This window comes from uncultured Mailhella sp. (assembly GCF_944324615.1).
GTDB lineage: Bacteria > Desulfobacterota > Desulfovibrionia > Desulfovibrionales > Desulfovibrionaceae > Mailhella.
Genome location: NZ_CALUWY010000053.1, coordinates 1 through 18317, shown reverse-complemented (window position 1 = coordinate 18317; position 18317 = coordinate 1). Strand labels below are relative to the sequence as shown.

Annotated in this window: 22 protein-coding genes and 1 tRNA gene; 1 reads left to right on the top strand and 22 read right to left on the bottom strand. The window is 56.9% G+C overall.

Going from position 1 to position 18317, the window contains the following annotated elements; all coding sequences use genetic code 11:
• Nucleotides 1–55: 55 nt before the first annotated feature.
• The 22 genes from Q0K07_RS10185 to Q0K07_RS10080 all read right to left on the bottom strand — a co-directional run bounded on the left by Q0K07_RS10185 (nucleotide 56) and on the right by Q0K07_RS10080 (nucleotide 17652).
• Nucleotides 56–589: an integrase arm-type DNA-binding domain-containing protein gene (locus Q0K07_RS10185; RefSeq protein ID WP_294558919.1), complete on the bottom strand. Its 534-nt coding sequence runs from the start codon at nucleotides 587–589 to the stop codon at nucleotides 56–58.
• Between the two features lie 351 nt (nucleotides 590–940).
• Nucleotides 941–1180 carry a hypothetical protein gene (locus tag Q0K07_RS10180; RefSeq protein ID WP_294558918.1) on the bottom strand — a complete coding sequence of 80 codons (240 nt, stop codon included), beginning with the start codon at nucleotides 1178–1180 and terminating at the stop codon, nucleotides 941–943.
• A gap of 1340 nt (nucleotides 1181–2520) precedes the next feature.
• The gene (locus tag Q0K07_RS10175) at nucleotides 2521–2988 is read right to left on the bottom strand and encodes an ERCC4 domain-containing protein (protein ID WP_294558917.1); all 468 of its coding nucleotides are present in this window, start codon (nucleotides 2986–2988) and stop codon (nucleotides 2521–2523) included.
• On the bottom strand, nucleotides 2985–3305 hold the full coding sequence (locus tag Q0K07_RS10170; RefSeq protein ID WP_294558916.1) for a hypothetical protein: 321 nt from the start codon (nucleotides 3303–3305) through the stop codon (nucleotides 2985–2987). Before Q0K07_RS10170 ends, Q0K07_RS10175 begins: the two co-directional genes overlap by 4 nt.
• A gap of 25 nt (nucleotides 3306–3330) precedes the next feature.
• Nucleotides 3331–3762: a hypothetical protein gene (locus Q0K07_RS10165; protein WP_294558914.1), complete on the bottom strand. Its 432-nt coding sequence runs from the start codon at nucleotides 3760–3762 to the stop codon at nucleotides 3331–3333.
• A 295-nt stretch (nucleotides 3763–4057) separates the two neighbouring features.
• Complete coding sequence (locus tag Q0K07_RS10160; protein WP_294558913.1) at nucleotides 4058–6742, bottom strand: DUF927 domain-containing protein; 2685 nt, start codon at nucleotides 6740–6742, stop codon at nucleotides 4058–4060.
• Nucleotides 6720–6917 (bottom strand): hypothetical protein, encoded by a 198-nt coding sequence (locus Q0K07_RS10155; RefSeq protein WP_294558912.1) that lies wholly within the window; start codon nucleotides 6915–6917, stop codon nucleotides 6720–6722. The genes Q0K07_RS10160 and Q0K07_RS10155 overlap by 23 nt, the downstream gene beginning before the upstream one ends.
• Nucleotides 6917–7135: a hypothetical protein gene (locus Q0K07_RS10150; protein ID WP_294558911.1), complete on the bottom strand. Its 219-nt coding sequence runs from the start codon at nucleotides 7133–7135 to the stop codon at nucleotides 6917–6919. Before Q0K07_RS10150 ends, Q0K07_RS10155 begins: the two co-directional genes overlap by 1 nt.
• Complete coding sequence (locus tag Q0K07_RS10145; RefSeq protein ID WP_294558910.1) at nucleotides 7128–7538, bottom strand: hypothetical protein; 411 nt, start codon at nucleotides 7536–7538, stop codon at nucleotides 7128–7130. The genes Q0K07_RS10150 and Q0K07_RS10145 overlap by 8 nt, the downstream gene beginning before the upstream one ends.
• Nucleotides 7531–7884, bottom strand: coding sequence for a hypothetical protein (locus Q0K07_RS10140; protein WP_294558909.1), 354 nt, complete (start codon nucleotides 7882–7884; stop codon nucleotides 7531–7533). The genes Q0K07_RS10145 and Q0K07_RS10140 overlap by 8 nt, the downstream gene beginning before the upstream one ends.
• 29 nt (nucleotides 7885–7913) lie before the next feature.
• On the bottom strand, nucleotides 7914–8351 hold the full coding sequence (locus Q0K07_RS10135) for a hypothetical protein (protein ID WP_294558908.1): 438 nt from the start codon (nucleotides 8349–8351) through the stop codon (nucleotides 7914–7916).
• On the bottom strand, nucleotides 8345–8557 hold the full coding sequence (locus tag Q0K07_RS10130) for a hypothetical protein (protein ID WP_294558907.1): 213 nt from the start codon (nucleotides 8555–8557) through the stop codon (nucleotides 8345–8347). Before Q0K07_RS10130 ends, Q0K07_RS10135 begins: the two co-directional genes overlap by 7 nt.
• A gap of 141 nt (nucleotides 8558–8698) precedes the next feature.
• A complete protein-coding gene (locus Q0K07_RS10125; RefSeq protein WP_294558906.1) occupies nucleotides 8699–9427 on the bottom strand; it encodes a hypothetical protein in 729 nt (242 codons plus the stop codon).
• Between the two features lie 110 nt (nucleotides 9428–9537).
• Nucleotides 9538–9837 (bottom strand): HigA family addiction module antitoxin, encoded by a 300-nt coding sequence (locus Q0K07_RS10120; protein ID WP_294558905.1) that lies wholly within the window; start codon nucleotides 9835–9837, stop codon nucleotides 9538–9540.
• A gap of 134 nt (nucleotides 9838–9971) precedes the next feature.
• The gene (locus Q0K07_RS10115) at nucleotides 9972–10283 is read right to left on the bottom strand and encodes a helix-turn-helix domain-containing protein (RefSeq protein ID WP_294558904.1); all 312 of its coding nucleotides are present in this window, start codon (nucleotides 10281–10283) and stop codon (nucleotides 9972–9974) included.
• Nucleotides 10276–10629, bottom strand: a complete 354-nt coding sequence (locus Q0K07_RS10110) for a type II toxin-antitoxin system RelE/ParE family toxin (RefSeq protein ID WP_294558903.1) — start codon at nucleotides 10627–10629, stop codon at nucleotides 10276–10278. The genes Q0K07_RS10115 and Q0K07_RS10110 overlap by 8 nt, the downstream gene beginning before the upstream one ends.
• Before the next feature lie 159 nt (nucleotides 10630–10788).
• The gene (locus Q0K07_RS10105) at nucleotides 10789–12069 is read right to left on the bottom strand and encodes a site-specific integrase (RefSeq protein ID WP_294558902.1); all 1281 of its coding nucleotides are present in this window, start codon (nucleotides 12067–12069) and stop codon (nucleotides 10789–10791) included.
• Between the two features lie 232 nt (nucleotides 12070–12301).
• Nucleotides 12302–12395 (bottom strand) — tRNA-Ser (locus Q0K07_RS10100).
• Nucleotides 12396–12453: 58 nt separating this feature from the next.
• A complete protein-coding gene (gene ribF, locus Q0K07_RS10095; protein WP_294558901.1) occupies nucleotides 12454–13383 on the bottom strand; it encodes a riboflavin biosynthesis protein RibF in 930 nt (309 codons plus the stop codon).
• 4 nt (nucleotides 13384–13387) lie between these two features.
• Nucleotides 13388–14200, bottom strand: coding sequence for a thioredoxin domain-containing protein (locus tag Q0K07_RS10090; RefSeq protein WP_294558900.1), 813 nt, complete (start codon nucleotides 14198–14200; stop codon nucleotides 13388–13390).
• 139 nt (nucleotides 14201–14339) lie between these two features.
• Nucleotides 14340–15707 carry an L-serine ammonia-lyase gene (locus tag Q0K07_RS10085; RefSeq protein ID WP_294558898.1) on the bottom strand — a complete coding sequence of 456 codons (1368 nt, stop codon included), beginning with the start codon at nucleotides 15705–15707 and terminating at the stop codon, nucleotides 14340–14342.
• A 115-nt stretch (nucleotides 15708–15822) separates the two neighbouring features.
• Nucleotides 15823–17652 (bottom strand): histone-lysine N-methyltransferase, encoded by a 1830-nt coding sequence (locus Q0K07_RS10080; protein WP_294558897.1) that lies wholly within the window; start codon nucleotides 17650–17652, stop codon nucleotides 15823–15825.
• A gap of 83 nt (nucleotides 17653–17735) precedes the next feature.
• Here Q0K07_RS10080 and Q0K07_RS10075 point away from each other — a divergent pair, with 83 nt between their 5' ends.
• Nucleotides 17736–18077: a hypothetical protein gene (locus Q0K07_RS10075; RefSeq protein WP_294558895.1), complete on the top strand. Its 342-nt coding sequence runs from the start codon at nucleotides 17736–17738 to the stop codon at nucleotides 18075–18077.
• The last annotated feature ends 240 nt before the right edge of the window (nucleotides 18078–18317 follow it).

Genomic DNA, 18317 nt, shown 5'->3' with positions numbered 1-18317 from the left:
GTGCACACACGTTCTTTTCGGCCATTTGTCTCGCTGCCATTGTCATCTTTTATATTTAATGAGTCCTGAACCTAGCCATATCATAGGCACCTCGCTTTTCCACTACCCTCAAAGCCGTAAGAATGACGGGCGCGTCGACGTCTTCCATAGCCATAGAGCCAAAGGCGGGAAAAAGCTGATTCTCCAGTCGATTCTTCAGAAGCTTCTTATACCCTTCCTGTTTATCGAGGCTCCTCTTTTCGAACCATTCCCGACCTATCCTCTCGAAGGTCAGAACGGTTTTCCTTTTCTCAGCCTCTGCGCCGCTTTTCAGACGCTTTTGCTCTTCCTTCGGGTCAATCCCTTCGGCCAGTTTCTTTTTGGCTTCCAGCTTAAGCTCACGCGCTTTTTTCAGCGAGACATGAGCCAACATACCCAGACTCAAAGTGTCTTCCTTGTCATCAGGTCTTCTATATTTCAACCTCCAGAACTTGCCTCCGGCAGGCGTGACATACAGGTAGAGACCTTCTCCGTCTATGAGCTTGTAGGGCTTCTCCAGAGGCTTGGCTTTTTCGACTTCTTTAGCCGATAACATATTGACTTTACGCATGATTTACTCCATTTGGGGGTATTTTCAAAGGGGCCATCCGATATTTTCGCAAGATACCCCCAAATGTACCCCCAATTTTGGGGGTATGTCCATGTTGCTTCCTGGATTATGCGGGACTATAATTTTTTAAAAAAAATAAGTCCCACAAGGGTTTATGTACCTTATGGGACTTTCTCAGCATCTAAACTGGCGGAAAGGGTGGCCACCAAACTACGCTTGTAACATATTGATATTACACAATTCAATAGTTTTCACTTCACAAAAACCATACCAAAAATCATACCATTTTCAGACGATGATCCACTAGGCGGGGTCACTCCCATTTGAAGCCCCCGCCTGTACATTCACATTTCAATAACGCCGTCTTCCACGTCGCCGATCATCGTCATCATCATCGTCGTCATCATCGTCGTCATCATCGTCACGATCATCATCGTCATCCCAGTCGTCGCCATCATCATCCGCATACGCGATTCCCGCGTCAATCGACGCGCCAAAAGAAGGGAAAGAAGAGGCGAAACCTTCACCAAGAACGACGACGGACGCGAGCAGAAATAAAGCCATCATCAAGGGGAGGAACTTGCGGGACATGGATATCCTCTCAGGTTGTAGGTTGAGACTTCAAGCTAACCTTACGGAACAAGTATTACCCGGATATGGCTTAATTTTTACCGGCAAGGTCACAGCCCACAAGAAAAGGCCGCCCAGTTTCCCAGACGGCCCGCAACCTTGGAGGCGGAATCTCCCATGAATCGCCCGTTGTCCCCGCGTTCACTCTCTCATGCCGGACATACCCCGTCAAGCCACTACGCGCCACGGAGAGACACGTTTACCGCCCGGCCTGTTGTGTGGGTATGGCGTCCACGTTCCGCGCCTCTCCGGCCTTGTGGCGAGTTCCGGCAGGTAAGGAAGACGGCGCGCTCAGATATGAGCCGGCTCACTGCCCCCAAGTTTGGGGATAGTACCGGCAGGTAAGGAAGGATAGCAGGCCGATTGCTAGCCCTGTTTCTGTTCTGGCACCCCTGCGACAACTGCGACTTGTGCGACATTTGCTACGCTTTCCACTGCGCTCAACTTTGAGCTGAGTACCTGCCAGCCTCACCCCTTGCCGGTTCCTTTTTTGAGGTCAACACCGTTGACTTGCCGTTGACGTTCCGCCTGGTCCCTCTCTTTTTTTTGTGGTTTACGCCGTCAACCAGCCGTCAACTTATCGGCCTCTTTTTTTTGCGGTTGCCACCTGCTACCGGCCTGCTACCTTACCGTAACCTTACCGTCCCCAAACCTTGCAGTAACCTTGTAGCCCTCCGCCTCTCCCTGCGGCTTTCCCTGCGCGCCTTCCGCCTTGCCAACCTCGCCGTAACCTCGTTGTCCTTGCCCGTCCTCATGGTTCCCTCATGGTTCCCCGGCCTTGACGTAACCTTGACCTTGCCCGCGTCATCCCATCCCAGTCCGGCGGGGAGAGGGTCAAGAAGGGCGTTGGCAAGTATCTCTTCCGCCGTCCAATCGTCCACGTCGCACCGTGACCACGGATCGAGCCACACGTCCCCCGCCTTGTCTTCATGCCGGATTGCCTTCAACTCGTCCCGTTCAGCCTTGCGCCTTGCGTCCTGATACTTCCGCCTGCAATGATCGGAGCAGTAAAGCCTATGCCTTGTCGAGCCGTCGGGGAGAGGACCGCCGCAATACCGGCATAGACGCATGGAACCGTTCACCGCCTCACCTCCCTGTCATGGCCTGAAGGACTCGCCATTCTACGCCATCGCACACCGGCGGCACACACCGCGCCCCGGCATACGAATAGAGGCCGCCCCAGTCTCCCGGGAACGGCCCCCGCGCACCGGCCTCTCGATGCTTTCCCAAGTTTTACCAGGTAGGGACAGTTTGCGCACCTCTAGTTTTCCGTAGTAGGCGACCCCTGTTCCGACCTGCTTTTACAGGACGCCCACGGCCTCTTGTACGGCCTTCAATTCATGCACCTTGCCCTTCACATATTGCCGGAGGAAACCAGCCGTCACGGCCTCCGCATTGGCACGATTACCGGCAAAGAGGAAGGGGATACGGTGCCGTGCCATGAAGGCCAGCACCGACGCCATGCCGGACGCAGGGGAGAGCTTGGAACGATACTTGCCCGCCGCCAACTCCTGCCAGCTTGCTTCTACCACGACACAGAAGGCTTCCAGCGCGGCCGCCCTCATGAGTTCCCGCTGAAACCGCTCTCTCTCAGTCCCCAGACACATGACCAGATCAGCAAGGCTCTTTCGTTCCACGGCCACGCGGTCAGTCAGCCCGGCAAGGGAATAGTCTCCCAGGGACAGCGTCCCGCGCTCCGTTTCAATGTCGCCGTTTTGTCCCAGGAACGCGAACGGCCGTTGTTCTCGCGTGTCTATGATGATTTTCACTCTTTCGCCTCCTGCACCTCTTCAGGAGTTTCCCCAGTTTCAAGAAGTTCGCGCATTTCTTTTATGCACTGGTAAGCGTTCAGCAGCAGACCGACCGCCCCAAGATTCCACCTCTCTGCAAGAATCTTGTCAGCAGAAAGAAGCAAGGCGTCCATAACTTGGAACTCGTCCATATAGGCAACCTTCAACTTCTTATCATCCACAAGGCAAGTCTCACCGTTTACAACGTATTCAACATCTAGCTTTTCAAGCATTACTTTTTCTCCCGCCTGCGCCACGGAGAGGCGCGTTTTTCGTTTTTTTGATGGATGCTCCATGCCCCAAAAAGAGCACAGACGGCCCTCACCATGTCGCCGTATCCGTCTCGGCCTCCCTCTGGAAGTCCGGCCACGCCTCACCCCACACAAGGCAGAAGGGGCCCTTGCCCTCGTGGAAGAACCGACACTTGCTGCAGCTCTTCCCATACCCGGCGCAGAACGTGGGGAAGTCGGGAAAGCCTCGCCGATCCGTCGGCGGCTCATGGAACCGCGCCCGCGCCCTTGCGCCGACTTCCGACGCCTCGCCCGACTCCGTTCCCCATCCCATAGCCTCGGCCTCACCAGCGGCCCCTACAGGCTCCGCAAGGGGCCTTTCTTCCGGCAGTGTAGGAAGCTCATCTTTTGCCGGTTCCCCCGCGTTCTTTTCCTCTACCCGTTCTTCCGCCTGCCCCTTTTCGAGGTCATCGGATTCATACATATCGCCCATCATCAAGCCGAACATTTCGCTTTCGTTCATGGCCTCACCGCCTGAAAAACAAAACAAGTATGATTTTTTGCTTGGGGCACTTGGGGCAGTTGGGGCACCCGTTGCGGCACAACGGTTTTCAGCCGTTTTTGCCTGCCCCAAACGCTTTTTTATTTTGGGGCACTTGGGGCACCCCGCAAATTTTGCAAGCCTTCAATTTCTTGCCTGCCCCATTTTTTCGGGGCACTTGGGGCACTTTTGGGGCAGGATTTTTCAAGATAACTCATTGAAATATATGAACTGCCCCATCTGCCCCAGTTGCCCCAACGAAAAAAACAAGTTTGTTTCAGTTTTCGGAGTCATCGGGCATGGTCAGGACGTACACGCGCGGCCTTCCCAGTCCGGGAAGCGACACTTTAGGATCAATTCGCCCGGCCTCAACTTTCAGCCAGCCATGATTTTCAAGCACCGCTAATGCCCTTTTGACTCCATAATCTCCGATCATCTTCTTGAAGGACTCACGCAGCACGATGTATTCATAGCGGTTATCTCCGACCTTCCGCCGGAACCCTACGCGGTTGATGCAAACGGCGTCGGGATGGTCAATGTCCTGAAAGCAGCTTTGCCCGTTGCGCTCAATGAAAAGCTGAACAGTCGAAAGAATGGCCGCATCTTCGGAAGCCCCCGCGCTGCCACGCATGGAAAGCCAGCCGTCAAAGCAGGAACGCACGGCCCACACGGGATTTACGGCATCAGGGATAATACCGGCGGCCTTGGCAAGGTTTCCCGCCACAGCAACCAGCGCAAAGCGGCGGGCCACGCGGTGCACCTGTTCTCCGGCATCAGAGGGGCACAGCTTGTTTTCTATGCAGGGGATAGCCTTGCCGAGTGTGCTTTGAACTTCGTTGTAGTTCTTCACCAACCAGCCAAGAAAAGCCCTGCTCGCATGGCCGTAGTTGTTTTCGCACAGGTTCCTTATATGGTTCACCAGAGACGCGGAATCATCGAACCCGTGCAACTCGCTCACCATTGAAGCATCAATAGGAATGTTCACATAGCGGACTTCTTGCCCCGCCCTTGGCTTTATTCCTGCTGCTTCAAGCTTATCCTTCAAGCCAACCTCACCACTGGAAAGGAACAACAGACGCCAAGACGCCGTTTGCCTTGCGCCGCCACTACGTCCGGCACGAGTCTTGCCCGAACCATTGGCAAGCATGTAGGCCGCTTCTGACAAGTCATGCGCTTGAACCTCTCCGACTTCATCCAACACCAGAACGCCGTCATTGAACATGGTAGCTACAGCTTCAAGGCCGTTTGAAGTAGTGCGCCAAGTGCGGAGCTTTTCGCATTCATTCCAAGCGGAGGCCGCAACCTTGAGACAGGTGCTTTTCCCGCAACTGGAATCCCCCTCTATGGAAAAACCGCCGCCTTCCATGCCTGCCGGTTTGAGCAGAGCACCGGCGAAACCAGCGCACAGGAAAAAGGAGAGTCGAGAATTGCCCGCACACAAGGCCGCCATCTCTTGCCATTTCTCAAAGCTTCCGCCCGTCTGGTATGCGTTCCGCACGAAGTCCAGCGTCTGCAATACGACAATGCCATCTTCCGCGCCGATAGTTACATCAGGCAGGACAAAGCAATATTCATCTTCCGTCGTTGCTTTCACGTCTCCCTTGTTGAACCAGCCAACCTTGGACACGTTGGTAATCATGCGTTTTGTCTGGATACCGTAGAGGAAGTTCACGAATCTTCCATGCATGCCGGGGGCAACACTATATCCGTCAGCGGCCAGCATAGACGCCCATTCACGGCCTTGCTTTTGTAATGATTCTTCCGGCAGGGCCATACGGTGCAACACGTTTGCAGGGTCACGCCATTCAAGCAGAAAGCCCCAGTTCTTGGAGTGTTCATCTTTGGTTCTTCCCAGAACACGGAGAGGCGGCCCCAGTCTGTATTCCTGCACATCGTCTCCCTTCTCTTCCAGCTTGTACAACCCGGCCTTGTCTCCCGTCGCACGGATGAAATAACCGGCAGGCAAGCGAGTTTCCCCGCACTCTCGTATGGCCTTCTCAATCACCACGCGCACCTTCTCCGGCCCGTTCTCAGGATCATCCGTGAACAGATCATTGAAATCTGCCTTGCGTCCCCTTATTGCCGGACACACGGCCAGCTTGCCGCCCACGGCCTGCGCCGCCGCCGTCGCCTCCTCTACACCGGTATTCCGGCTTCCGTCCTCGTGGATATCGTTGTCGGCCAGCAGAACTATCTCCCTGTCCGGGTACTTCTCCCGCGCCATTCTGGCCACGTGTTCAAGGTTCCCGGCGTCGAACGCAGTAAGCCCGCCGTACCCCGTCGCCATGCAGGCACTGAGCAGCGTTGCCACGCCCTCACCAATGAGCAGCGGCCCGTCCTGCCTTCCATTCTTTGCCGGTATGGGAAAGTAGCAGCCTTTCTTTTCCCCGCCCTTGAGAAAACGCTTGTTGTCCTTCGTCTTTGTCCCATCGATAAACTGCAAGCTTGCAAGCCGGCCTTCCGCGTTCCTCACCGGAAGCACCAGCCGCCCGCCCTTGTCCTGTCGCATATCGCCACGGGGAAGCACGCCCTTGCGCCTCAGATAGGCGTTATCCTCTCCGGCAAGGGGGAAGGTTGGAAAGAGGCTGTTCGCCTTCTCAGCGGCGGCCCTGCGCTCCTCCTCCTTCTCTTTCAGAGCCTTTTCTTTGCCTTGCCGGATCCTCTCCCGCATTTCCTCCCTTTCGGCCTCTGTCATGGCGTTCAGCGCGCCCTTGTCATACAGGGGAACCGTCCGGCCCTCGCCTCCTTCATGGTAGTTCACCAGCCATACGTTGGGCGGAAAGTCGAGGTGTACGGCGTACCGCCCGTCGGTGCCGCACGGCTTCTTCGTGGTGCCGCACGTCACCAATTCCCCGGAAAGGTCCACCTCTTCCACCACCAGCCCGGCGTCTGAAAGGGTGCGGCGGGCCTTCTCCGCAAGGTCAAACGGCGTGTATTCTTCAGTCATGGGAAATATGTTCATGGCGTCCTTCTCTGGTCAACTCTTCAAGCAGAAATACGCATATCGCGGCGGCCCGGTTCAACATACATTCCACCATGTCATCATCCGCCTGCGCAGCATCACGATGCAGAGCGCTCACGGCATAGGCCAGCGCCGCCATATCCTGATGGTTTTTCAATCGGTTCAGGCTCTTCATCACCGTACCTCCCCGGCCAGCTCTTCAAAGTTGATTCCGGCATGGGAAAGTTCATCGTCCTGCCGGTCCAGCCAGCCGAACAGCCCGGCCACGGCCACAAGCTCCAGAAGAACAAGTGCCGTCCCAACCATCAGCTTGCCGCGTTCCGAAAGCCTGAGAGCCTCACGGCGGCGGGACACAGCATATCCGGCAGAAATGGAAAGGTTCGTCCTACTCATGGCGCACCTCCCCGGCTTCCTGAGCGTCCAGCACACGAGCCACGGCCAGCAGGGGAAGCAGATTCGTTTCCGCCTCATCAATCGCCCGCCGGAGAGGCAGGGACAGGGCGGCGCCATACATCAGCTTTTCGGCCACGGTATGAAGGGCCATGCCGCCACCGGGCACAGTGTCCACAAGGTCAAAGCAGGAACGGCCCACGGCCTCCCGGCGCATGGCGTCCAGCTCGCGGGCACGGGTCAGCACGTCGTCCCGGAAGGCGATCAGTTCATGCCGGTACGCAGTCAGAGCATCCACGCGGCGCAGGGACATGGTTTCCGGCAGAATGGAAGAAAAGGACTCGGGAGAGGAAGCAGCGGACTCGGCACGGCGCACATGACGGAGAAAACGGAGAGCTCTACGCATGGCCGGCCTCCTCATCATCGCGGCAGTTCAGATCAATCAGCCGCTCCACCGCCAGCAGCACGGCCCGCTGGTGCCTTAGCTCATGCCTAAGAGCTTCGGCACAGGCCAGCACGCGGTATCCAGGGAGAAGCGCATGACCCAAAGCCTCGCGGGTGTCGTTGGCGTCCATTGGTGCAAGCTGGTTACCGTTGAGCAGGTGAAAAACGATGTCCGGCCAGGATCGGGCCTGTCTGGATATCTGCACCTGCAATGCCTCGACGTGATCGAGCAGTTCAATGGAGCGGTTGAGTTGTTCGGTGGTCAGGGAACGGATGGAACGGGACGCGGGAGTTTTGGCGTCAATCATAGGGAAATACCTCGACAGACTTTTGGGAATTAAACGCAAAGAGGCGGCAACACCTGCTTTCCCCTGCCTCTGTCGAAGGCAGCCGTACCCTCTCGGAATACGGAGCTTGCGTTGCCGCCAATATGCACAAAGTCACCGCCAGCAGATACACCACCGGCAGGACATTTGATAGCAAAAGACTTGCGCACGAATGTTCTTCTACCCCTTGGGAGAGTAGAAAAGGTGTCGCTCACCTTCGACAGATACTTAGGGGCCTCAACCATGCCCCATCCCTCGCCATGAGTCAAGGACAATAGACCGCCATAGACCACAATGGAGCCTTGGCAAGTGGCTTTTTGATAGGAAATCACACGGGCGGGGACTTTCCAGAAGGCGGAAGAACGGATAGAATTGCTCATTCCTTCGGGTGCCCCTGCGTTGGTTTCCCCTGATACAGCCTGCGCGGGGGCCTTCTTTATGCTCAGCATACTGCCTCCCCCTCACCGGCAGAAGTGACGGTCTGCCCTTTGGCGTAGGCTTCCACCTCTTCACGCAGCCAGTACACGAAGCGGACGGATTCACGGTACTTTTTGAGCTTGCCCAGACGGTCAAGCTTGTACAGGTGGTCACGGGAGCACAGCAGCATGGCGCACACTTCCGGCGCACGCATACGGGGGGAAAGAATATTAGGCATATAAAAAACCTCCTGATACATTCACAGACATTCCGTTGTCTATGTTTGCACAGGAGGTTAGCGCGGCACGGGGTAGCCAACGCAAGGTAGCCAATTAGCCATTGGCTAGCCAAAGCCCCTTGAGTGGCTAGCCAACACTTTTTATTGGCTACCCTTGGCTACCCGCTTTTTCAACGTGTTCTTTACGGAGTTCCGCAGGGTGAAGGGAGACTTTCCGGCAGGGTTAGGGTGAAAGAAATAACCGTTCTCCCTCTGTGACAGAAATTCTTTTTCTTCGTCCAACGCGGCCATGATCTCGGAGACAGGGGCACGGGCGTAAACCAGCTTGGCTACCACGGTAAAAAGCCCGTGGTCTTCATACTCCGCCGGGAACTCTTCATCTTGCCCGTTTTTCCCGTCCTCACCGCCACGTAGAGGCGCGTTTTTCAATTCCTCATTCTCGGCTCTGAGCTTGTCGTTTTCGGCCCTGGAATCGGCAAGGGCGGCTTCCAGCGCGGCGACCTTCTCCTGCATGGCGAGCCATTCCGGGGAGGAGGTGCCTTGCGCCGACTTCTCCTTGTCCGTCATGGCAGCAATAAATTGCATATCCCTGCGTGACATATGGCAATAGGTCATCATAAATGATATCGCTTTTGATTGATGTACCTCGCCGGACAACACTCTTTCAAATTCATCTTCCGCAGAAACATCAACAAAACCGTTCAATACAACTGATACGGTTTTATCTAATATAATAGTCTTGTACCACCATGAAGAAGGATATGGAAAAAAATCTATAACCAGCGAAAAGGGATAAAGTTCTCCATTTGGGCAATTATCTATAACAACTTCTTTTTTTTCGTTATAGTGCCATGATATTCTATCAACCATATCTCGCCACACTCTCCCTTGTGCGCTCCTTCATGGAACCCCGGCAGGCGGTAGGAGTTGCCGCTTTTCGGCGTGGTTCATGACGCCACACCTAGCCGGGGAAATGGATGCTATGCCGTCTGCATGACAAGAGGCTGAATCTGCGTCCAGCTTCCCTTTTCCTGTCGGGCGTTCCAAAGATCGACGGCCCTCTGCAGGTTCAGCCACAAGTCAGGCGTGGTGTTCAAAGCAACGGACAGACGCATAGCCATGTCCACCGTTACGGGCGCACGCCCGTTGACAAGAGCGGAAACCGTCTTGCGGGATACTCCTATACGTTCCGCAAAGTCGGTAATCGTCACGTCCAGCGGTTCCAGATACATTTCTTTCAGCACCTCTCCCGGCATGGACGGCTTTCTTGTACGTTCCATATGTCCCCCTAGTGATAATCCTGATAGTCTACGATATAGGCGTCCCCGTCCTCAAAGCGGTAGGGCCTTTTTTCTATGCCGGGGAAATGATGGTCACACTGTCGCCCTGTATCCTGTCACCATGCCGGAAGCGATCATACCATCAACGCCTTTCTCACTACGTCGGGAGCGGCGGAAATAACCTTGAGGTACGCACGGGCGGCGGGGTCCGGTTGTCTCCTTCCCTGTTCCCAGTTCCTGAGCGTGTACAGAGACAGACCGAACGCGGAAGCAAACCGAGCCTGAGAAAGCCCCATACTTTCCCGAATAGCCTTCACGTCTATAGAGGCGGGCGCATGGGCGGGCGGCAGTTCCGTCACGGCGAAATCTTCCCTATCCACCGTCCCATCCATATAGGCCACGGCATCCTTCAAGCCTTCCAGTATTTCCTTGCCGATATCACTCATGTTCCTTTCTCCCATACTCTGCCAGCTTGGCGGTCAACTGGCGCATCGTATTTCTTACGGCCGTGGTCAAGTTCGCCTTCTCACTCTTTCCGTAGAGGGTCAGAAGAAAAAGAGGAATGGCGTCGTTATGAAAGTAGTAGATGATCCGATAACCGCCGCTCTTTCCTTGTCCCGGCCTCGCCCAGCGCAGTTTTCTCACTCCGCCGGTTTCCGGCATGATCACGCCCGCCTGCGGGTTCTCCGCCAAAAATGCAACAAGATCCGCGCGCTCTTCCTCTGACAAAAGCCCTTTTGCCTTGCGGAGGAACGACGGAGTTTCAACCACGGTCATCAATGAAGTACTCATAGGGGAGAATATACGCCATTGACTTATACAACGCAAGCCCTTCTCCCAATTCTAGGGATTCTAGGGATATTAGGGATTAGGTGTGTATCCTGAAAAGTGTCGCAGTTGTCGCAAATGTCGCAGTCACTCTAACGCGGAAATATGCCCATACGGCCCGATCTACCGATAGGCCGCAATCAGCTTTTCCGGCATGGGCGGCACATCCTCGCCATCTCTCAGCGCGTCCACGGTATCAGCCCACCACTGGAGCACCAGCCCCAGCGGCTCCATGTATTCGGCGCGATTGTATGCCTGTTCCGTAGAATCTCCGGCAACATGGAATAGAGCACGCTCACAGATCAGCTTTGGTATCCCTGCTTCAAGGGCCAGAGTCTCAAAGGTGGAGCGGAATCCATGCAGGCAATGTTCCCCTTGTGGTATGCCTGCGGCCCGAAGGACTTTTATCAATCCGCCGTTGGATACATGGCCTGTATTCGAGCCACTGGGAAAACACCACGCGCCACGGCGGAACATGGCCAGCGCCGCGAACACCTCTTTCATCTGCCGGGAGAGGGGGACGGTATAGCCTCGCCCGTTCTTCGTCTGGGAGAACGTCCAGAGGCCTTTCTTCAAGTCGATATCTTCCCACCTTGCCGCGATCATGTTCCCGTTCCTTACCGGCAGGTAACAGGACAGGCGCATGGCGGCCACAATGGACGGCCCGCTTCTCCCGCTTTCCATGTAAGCCCACAGTTTGCGGAACATGGCCGCAGCCTCTTCCTTGCCGGTAATGGCGGGGTGGTGTTTCATCTCTCCCCTTCCCTGCCTCGGCACAAGCCTTGTCAGGTGATCCGCCGGGGTTCCTTGTATGTATCCGGCGTCAACGGCATAGGAAAAAATCCTTTCTATGAGACCGGCCACACGCCGCGCCTGAGTATGGGCTTCTCTCGCCACCAGCTTGTCTATTATCGGCTTGAGATGTTCCTTCCGGCGTATGTCCACAATAGGGATGTTCTTGATAAATGGGTTGATATGGTTCTCGACGCGCCCCATATCCCCTTGGCGCGTCTTCTCGGTCATATCCTTGCGAATCCTGAAATATTCACCGGCAACGACGGAAAAGGTTTTCTCGGCTTCCTGCTTCTTCCTCTTCGCCTCCGCCAGTTCCTCCCGTCTCTGTTCGTTGGGATTGATCCCCTGCTTCAAAAGCAGCCTGTATTCATCCCTCTTTGCCCTTGCCGCGCTAAGCCCCGTCTCAGGAGCATAACCGCAGATCAACTTGATGTTGGTCCTGTCTCCGGATTTACGCCCTATGTATACCCACTTCCCCGCGTTCTTGCCGGTCACGATAAGAGAAAGCGATCCGCCGTCTTTGAGCGTGACAGGTTTCCCGGCACGCAAAGCCTTGCCCACTTCCGACGCGCTCAGCCTGTTGTTTTTGCCTTCCGCCGCTTCTGCCATGATTCCACCCTGTTGCCCTTCGCCTGGTATGTCTTTTTCGCGAAATGGTATGACTCAAAAAGGCCTGAAAACGCCTCTCCTCGCCTCAGTCATACCGAAAAACATACCGTTGGACAATGACAACCAACCACAAACAGAGACAACTAGCAGCACATGAATACACGTAACTAGCTAAAATAAAAGGGCTTCGATTACATCTAACGACAATCGAAGCCCTACAGCAATCATAGTATGGCGGAAAGGGTGGGATTCGAACCCACGTACCGGCTCATCACCGATAACTCGATTTCGAGTCGAGCGCGTTACGGCCTCTTCGCTACCTTTCCGTGGAACGTCTTTGTCTTTTACATGAAGAGCCGCCCTCGGGCAAGCCTTTTTTCCGGCCTACAGAGGCAGGCTTCTTCTCTCGTCCATATCGGCATGCAGCTGGGCTTTCAGCGCGTCCAGCCCGTCGAAACGGCGATCCCTGCGGAGAAGAGCAAGAAAACGCACCTCAAGCCCGCGCCCGTAGATATCCCCGGAAAAATCCATGATATGGGTTTCCAGAGTCAGCACGGAACCGTCGAAGGTAGGATTCTTGCAGAAACTCGTCACGGACATGTGCCACCTACCCGCGCCTTCTCCGTCCAGAAGACGTGCAGAGGTGGCATACACGGCGGGGGCCGTCATGGCCTGGGAATGCGGCACATCCAGATTGGCGGTGGGAATGCCCAGAAGCGGCCCGCCCCGCCCTTCTCCGTGCACCACCTCTCCCTGTACGGAAAAAGGTCTGCCGAGGAGGCGGTTCGCCTCTTCCAGCCTGCCTTCGGCAAGGGCCTTGCGTATGCGCGTGGAGCTTACGGGGCCGCCGTCCTTCTCCACAGCCTCCACACGGGTGACGTGGGGGAACAGGGCGCGCAGCTGATCCGCCCCGGCATGGTCGCGGCCCATGCGGAAGTCGTAGCCGATGAACAGATCCCTCACGCAGAGATCCTGCTGAAGCACGTTGCGGCAGAAGTCGCCCGCGCCCTGAGAGGCCAGTTCACGGTTGAAAGGCAGAAGCAGCACGGCATCCACGCCCTGCGCTTCCATATATTCCAGACGCTGGGCCGTGGAACAGAGCACCTTGGGAGCGCAGGCGCACAGTACGGAGGCGGGATGCGGATCAAAGGTGACGGCAACAGCGGGCATGCCTGCGGCATGGGCGTGCTCCACCGTGCGGCGCAGAAGTTCCTGATGGCCGAGATGGACACCGTCGAAGTTGCCGACGGTGGCCGTGCAACAGTCCCACGCCGCCTGAGCGCGCAGCGTTTTCGGATCGGAAGCCGTGTGCATGGGATTACTTGGCCGCCGTATTCGTCTTTGCAAGCGCCATTTCCACGGCGTCCACAAAATTTTCCATGGGCAGAGCGCCGCGCAGCACCATGTTGTTCACAAGAAAATACGGCGTTCCCACAAAGCCCAGGGCGCTGGCATCGGCGGCGTCGCCGGCGAGCATGGTATCAAGTTCCCGGGCCTTGCTCTTGACGGAGGCTTCCAGCGCCTTTGCGTCATAGCCCACTTCCGCGGCAATGGTGCGAAGCGTGGCAAGGGCGTTGTCCTCCACCTGCTTCTGACGGTCAAACACCAGCGCGTACATCTTCCAGGCCTTGACCTTGTCCATCTGATAGGCGGCAATGAACCACTCGGCGGCCATGCGGCCCGATTCCGTCTTGGGAATCTGCTTGAAGATGAGGCGGATCTTGCCGGGATAGCGCTTCATGAGGTTGCCCACGGTATAGGCGGCCTGATGGCAGTAGGCGCAGACGAAATCGGAAAAGGCGATGATGGTCACGGGCGCATTGTCGGGACCTCCCGCGGGACGCCCCTGAACAGCCACCTGCTTGGGTTCGTTGATATCCTTCTTCCACTGTTCAAGCAGCACGGTACGACGCCGCTTGTCCGAACCCATCTGAACGATGTCGAGCACTTCCTCGCTGTGCTTTTTAAGCACGTTCAGGATAAGTTCGGGATGCTCGTCCAGAAGGGCCTCAAGCTGTGCGGCGGGATCGGCCGCAGGGGCGGAAGCGGGAGCCGCATAGGCGTCTCCGGCAGCCATGAGCGCCCCGGAAAGAAAGGCAACGGTCAAACATATATGGCGAAAAAAAGACATGGTAAGCTCCTTTTGCGCGACTATATCTTTTTCAATTCAGCCTGACAAGACAGACGAAGACAACGAAATATTGCCGTATGTTTCCCGCAGAACACACCGGCTTTTCAAAAGAAGGAGCAGGAGAAGTTCCGCCCTGCCGTCAGCAGGTGACCATGCTGACGGCAAGCCCGCCCATGGAGGTTTCCTTGAACTTGTGGCTCATTTCCCTGCCGGTTTCCGCCATGGCGGCGATGGCCGCATCCAGGGAAACACGGTGCGCTTCGGGCCGCGTGCCCGTGCTGATGAGCGAAGCGTTGAAGGCCTTGACCGCGCCCATGGCGTTGCGTTCTATGCAGGGAATCTGCACATAGCCGCCCACAGGGTCGCAGGTGATGCCGAGGTGATGTTCCAGCGCGACTTCGGCGGCATTCTCCACATAACGGGAAGGATTGCCCTGCGCGTCGGTGAACATGGCGGCCGCCATGGCGGAGGCCACGCCGATTTCCCCCTGACAGCCCACTTCCGCCCCGGCGATGCTGGCGTTGTGCTTGGCGATGAAGCCCACGGCGGCCGCCGCGAGGAAGCCCTCGCGTATGGCCCGGTCGCCGATGAACATATCATGCCGCATGGCGTAGACCAGGGCGGGCATGACGCCGGCGGAACCGCAGGTGGGCGCGGTGACGATGACGCCGCCCGAGGCGTTCTCTTCCGAAGCGGCGAAGGCGTAGGCGTTGAGCCCGGCAAGGAACTTCACCGGGGAGGACTGAAGCGCCATGGCCCGTTCATGGAGCATATGCGCCTTGCGTTCCACCTTGAGCGGCCCGGCAAGATATCCGCTGCCGGCAAGACCGTGCGTCACCGACTCCTCCATCCTGTCCAGAAGCTCGTTGAGCTCGTCGATGATGGTGGTGCGCGAGGCTCCGGTGATGGCCGATTCATTGGCCAGCATGATTTCGTAGATGTTCAGGCCCTGGGAGCGGACAATGTTCCTGAGTTCCTTCATGTTGCCGTAGGGATAGACGGGCTCGCCCAGTTCCGGGGCCTTCCAGCCGTCCCACTGGACGAAGCCGCCGCCCACGGAATAGTAGGCCTTTTCAAAAAGCACCGCGCCTTCCGCATCGTGCAGTTCGGCAAGGAGGGTGTTGCTGTAGGGGTAGTTGTGCACGATGGCGTCGTGCACGATGTCGGAAAGGGAGACAAGCGCGCTCCCCACGCCGAGTTCCACCCGGTATTCTCTGGCCGGTTCCGCGGAAAGCTTCGAGAGAAAGCCCTGCGGGCAGTCTTCCGGGCGCACACCGAGAATACCCGCCAGTACCGCGGCATCCGTACCGTGCCCTTCTCCCGTGGCGCTCAGGGAACCGAAAAGGCGCACCCGTATGCGCGCTGCCCGGGCCAGAACCTCGCGGGGCAGCCCGGAGCAGTCGGCGGCAAAAAGACGGCCCGCCGTCATGGGGCCTATGGTGTGCGAACTCGACGGACCGGGTCCGACCTTGAACAGGGAAAAAATCGACGTGGTGATGGGCCGCATGAAAGCAATCCTCGGTGGGCATCCTTGTGACGCCGGGACAGAGCCGCCCGCCGGAACACACGGCGGGAAGGCGTGAGAAACAAGGGGGGAGCCGAAGCTCCCCCGGGAAGAAAACCTACATCTGATCGGAACTGTTCTTTTCCTCAGCTTCCAGGTCGTCGGTATGCTTGAGGATCTCCTCAAGCTGTATGTCGCCGCAGAGCACGGCCACAATCTCGTCCTTCTCATCCGTCACGGCCTGGGAAACGGAAAGGATGAGCGCGCCGGTATATTGCGACTGGTACACGTCGGTGACGTGAAGCTCACCGTCCTGCATGGGCATCTTGAACCATACGCGGTCGGAATAGTCATAGCCCGGATCGGGCAGATGCCCGTACTTGCCGGTATTGGCCTCATCTGCCACCACGGCCTTGAGCAGCTTGCCCTGCGCGTCGGTGAGAGTGATGAACTGAATATAAGGGTAGTGATCGGCAAAGGTCTGCAGCGCCTTGTTGCGCTCCTCCTGCGTCGCGCTGGCGCGGCAGGCCTCGGCAAGGCGCGTCATGATGCCGGAAGCAAGGCGGCTTGCCACTCTCTTGAGCTTCTGCAGTTCGGAAACGAAGAGCTCGGGCATGTACTGACGCACGAGGGCCAGCATTTCCTTGTTGGAGAAGGAGGTGTTGCGCCCGGCCTCGTAGGCCTGCATGATGGCGTTGTAGATCTGCCCCACGGCGGGGTGCTTCTTGGTGACGTGGCGGCTTTCGTCGAGTTCGATGTTGCTGTTGATCCAGTACGCCACGCCGGCACGGCCGGACTTGTCGGTGATGATGATGGGCACGGGGCGGTTGAGTATCTTTGCCGTATCGAAGATGTTGTAGATTTCCTCGTTCTTGGCAAGGCCGTCCACATGCACGCCCGCGCTGGTGGCGTTGAAGTCGCTCCCCACGAAGGGATAGTTCGGAGGAATGACGTATTCCAGCTCCTTGGCGAAATATTCGGCGATTTCGGAAATCACCGTGGTATCCGCCACATCGTCGTTGCCGGTGAGGGAGATGTATTCCATGACCAGCGCTTCCACGGGGGTGTTGCCCGTGCGTTCCCCGAAGCCGAGCAGCGCACCGTTCACCGCGGCGCAGCCGTACAGCCAGGCCGTGACGCCGTTGACCAGCACCTTGTGGAAGTCGTTGTGGCCGTGCCATTCCAGCCACTGGCCGGGCACGCCCGCCTCATCGGTGAAGGCGCGCACAATGCCCTGCACCGAACGCGGAAGCGCCGCCCCGGCATACGGCACGCCGAAGCCCATGGTGTCGCACAGGCGTATCTTCACCGGCATGGAGGCCTTGTGGGCCAGTTCCATGAGGCGCGCGGCAAAAGGCAGGCAGAAGCCGTATATGTCCGCACGGGTGACATCTTCAAAATGGCAGCGCGGCACGATGCCCCATTCCAGGGCGCGTTCCACGATGCGCAGATAGTCATCCATGGCCTGCTGCCGGGTTTTGCCTAATTTAAGGTATATATGATAGTCCGACACGCTGGTGAGCAGCCCCACCTCGTCGAACTCCATGTCCCTTGCAATGCGCAGATCCTCTTCCTTGGCGCGTATCCAGCCCGTCACCCGGGGGAAGCGGTAGCCGCGCGCGCGGCAGGTTTCTATGGCCTTGCGGTCCTTGGCGGAATACATGAAGAATTCCGAGGCCTGAATCAGACCGCTCTTGCCGCCGAGCTTGTGCAAGAGGTCGAAGATATGGGCGATCTGCTTCACCGTGTACGGAGGTCGCGCCTGCTGCCCGTCGCGGAAGGTGGTGTCGGTGATGAAGCACGGATCCGCCGGACGCGGAGCGATGATGGTGCCGTCGAACCCGACGCGCCCTATCCGAGTATAGGGGAAAAGTTCGCGGTAAAGCTGAGGTTCGGCCCTCTCTTCCAGATGAAGGCTGCGCTCGGAACTTTTCTTGAAAAGATTCATTGTACCTCCGTATGGCCGTCCGTGCGGACAGGCCTCTTTTCAGGGATGGATCATCATACCTGTTAAAACAGGAAAAATAAAGTATGATGCCCGCTCCAAAATTTTCCGCTGATCCGCGCCCTCCGGGAAGAAGGAAGCGCCTAAAAAAATTGCCCCCTCTTTCAGGACTTGTTCTTTTTTTCTCTTGGTTTTTTCCGGCACGGAGCAGGCCTCTTTTTTTCGCGGAAAAAATAATTTTTGACATTTCAAGCCATTATAAATCCGCCTGTGCCAAGCGGAGCCTCACTTTCCGCCCGCTCGTTCCTTTCTGGAACCACTCCGGCGGCCACAGGCACTTGAAAAAAAAGCCTTTTTATGCTTTACTTATTGAAAATACAGTTTTTTTCACCTTTTTTCCCGGCGCGGGGCGCACGACTGGCTTGTGAACAGAACCGGAGCTATTGTGCTCGCCCATAAAATAGGGTAGTAACGGAGTTACACGCTGTAAGGCCGGGACTTGTACTGTGCCCTCGCACATCCGGCCCAGTATTGGTGTATCAGGGGTCGCTCTGTCTGAACGGAAAGTTTTTCCGTCTCATTGGTTGGCAAAGCGACAGACCCATAATCAACCATGTGGAGGTAAGGCAATGGCGAAACATGCAACCCCCCTGTTGGACCAGCTCGAA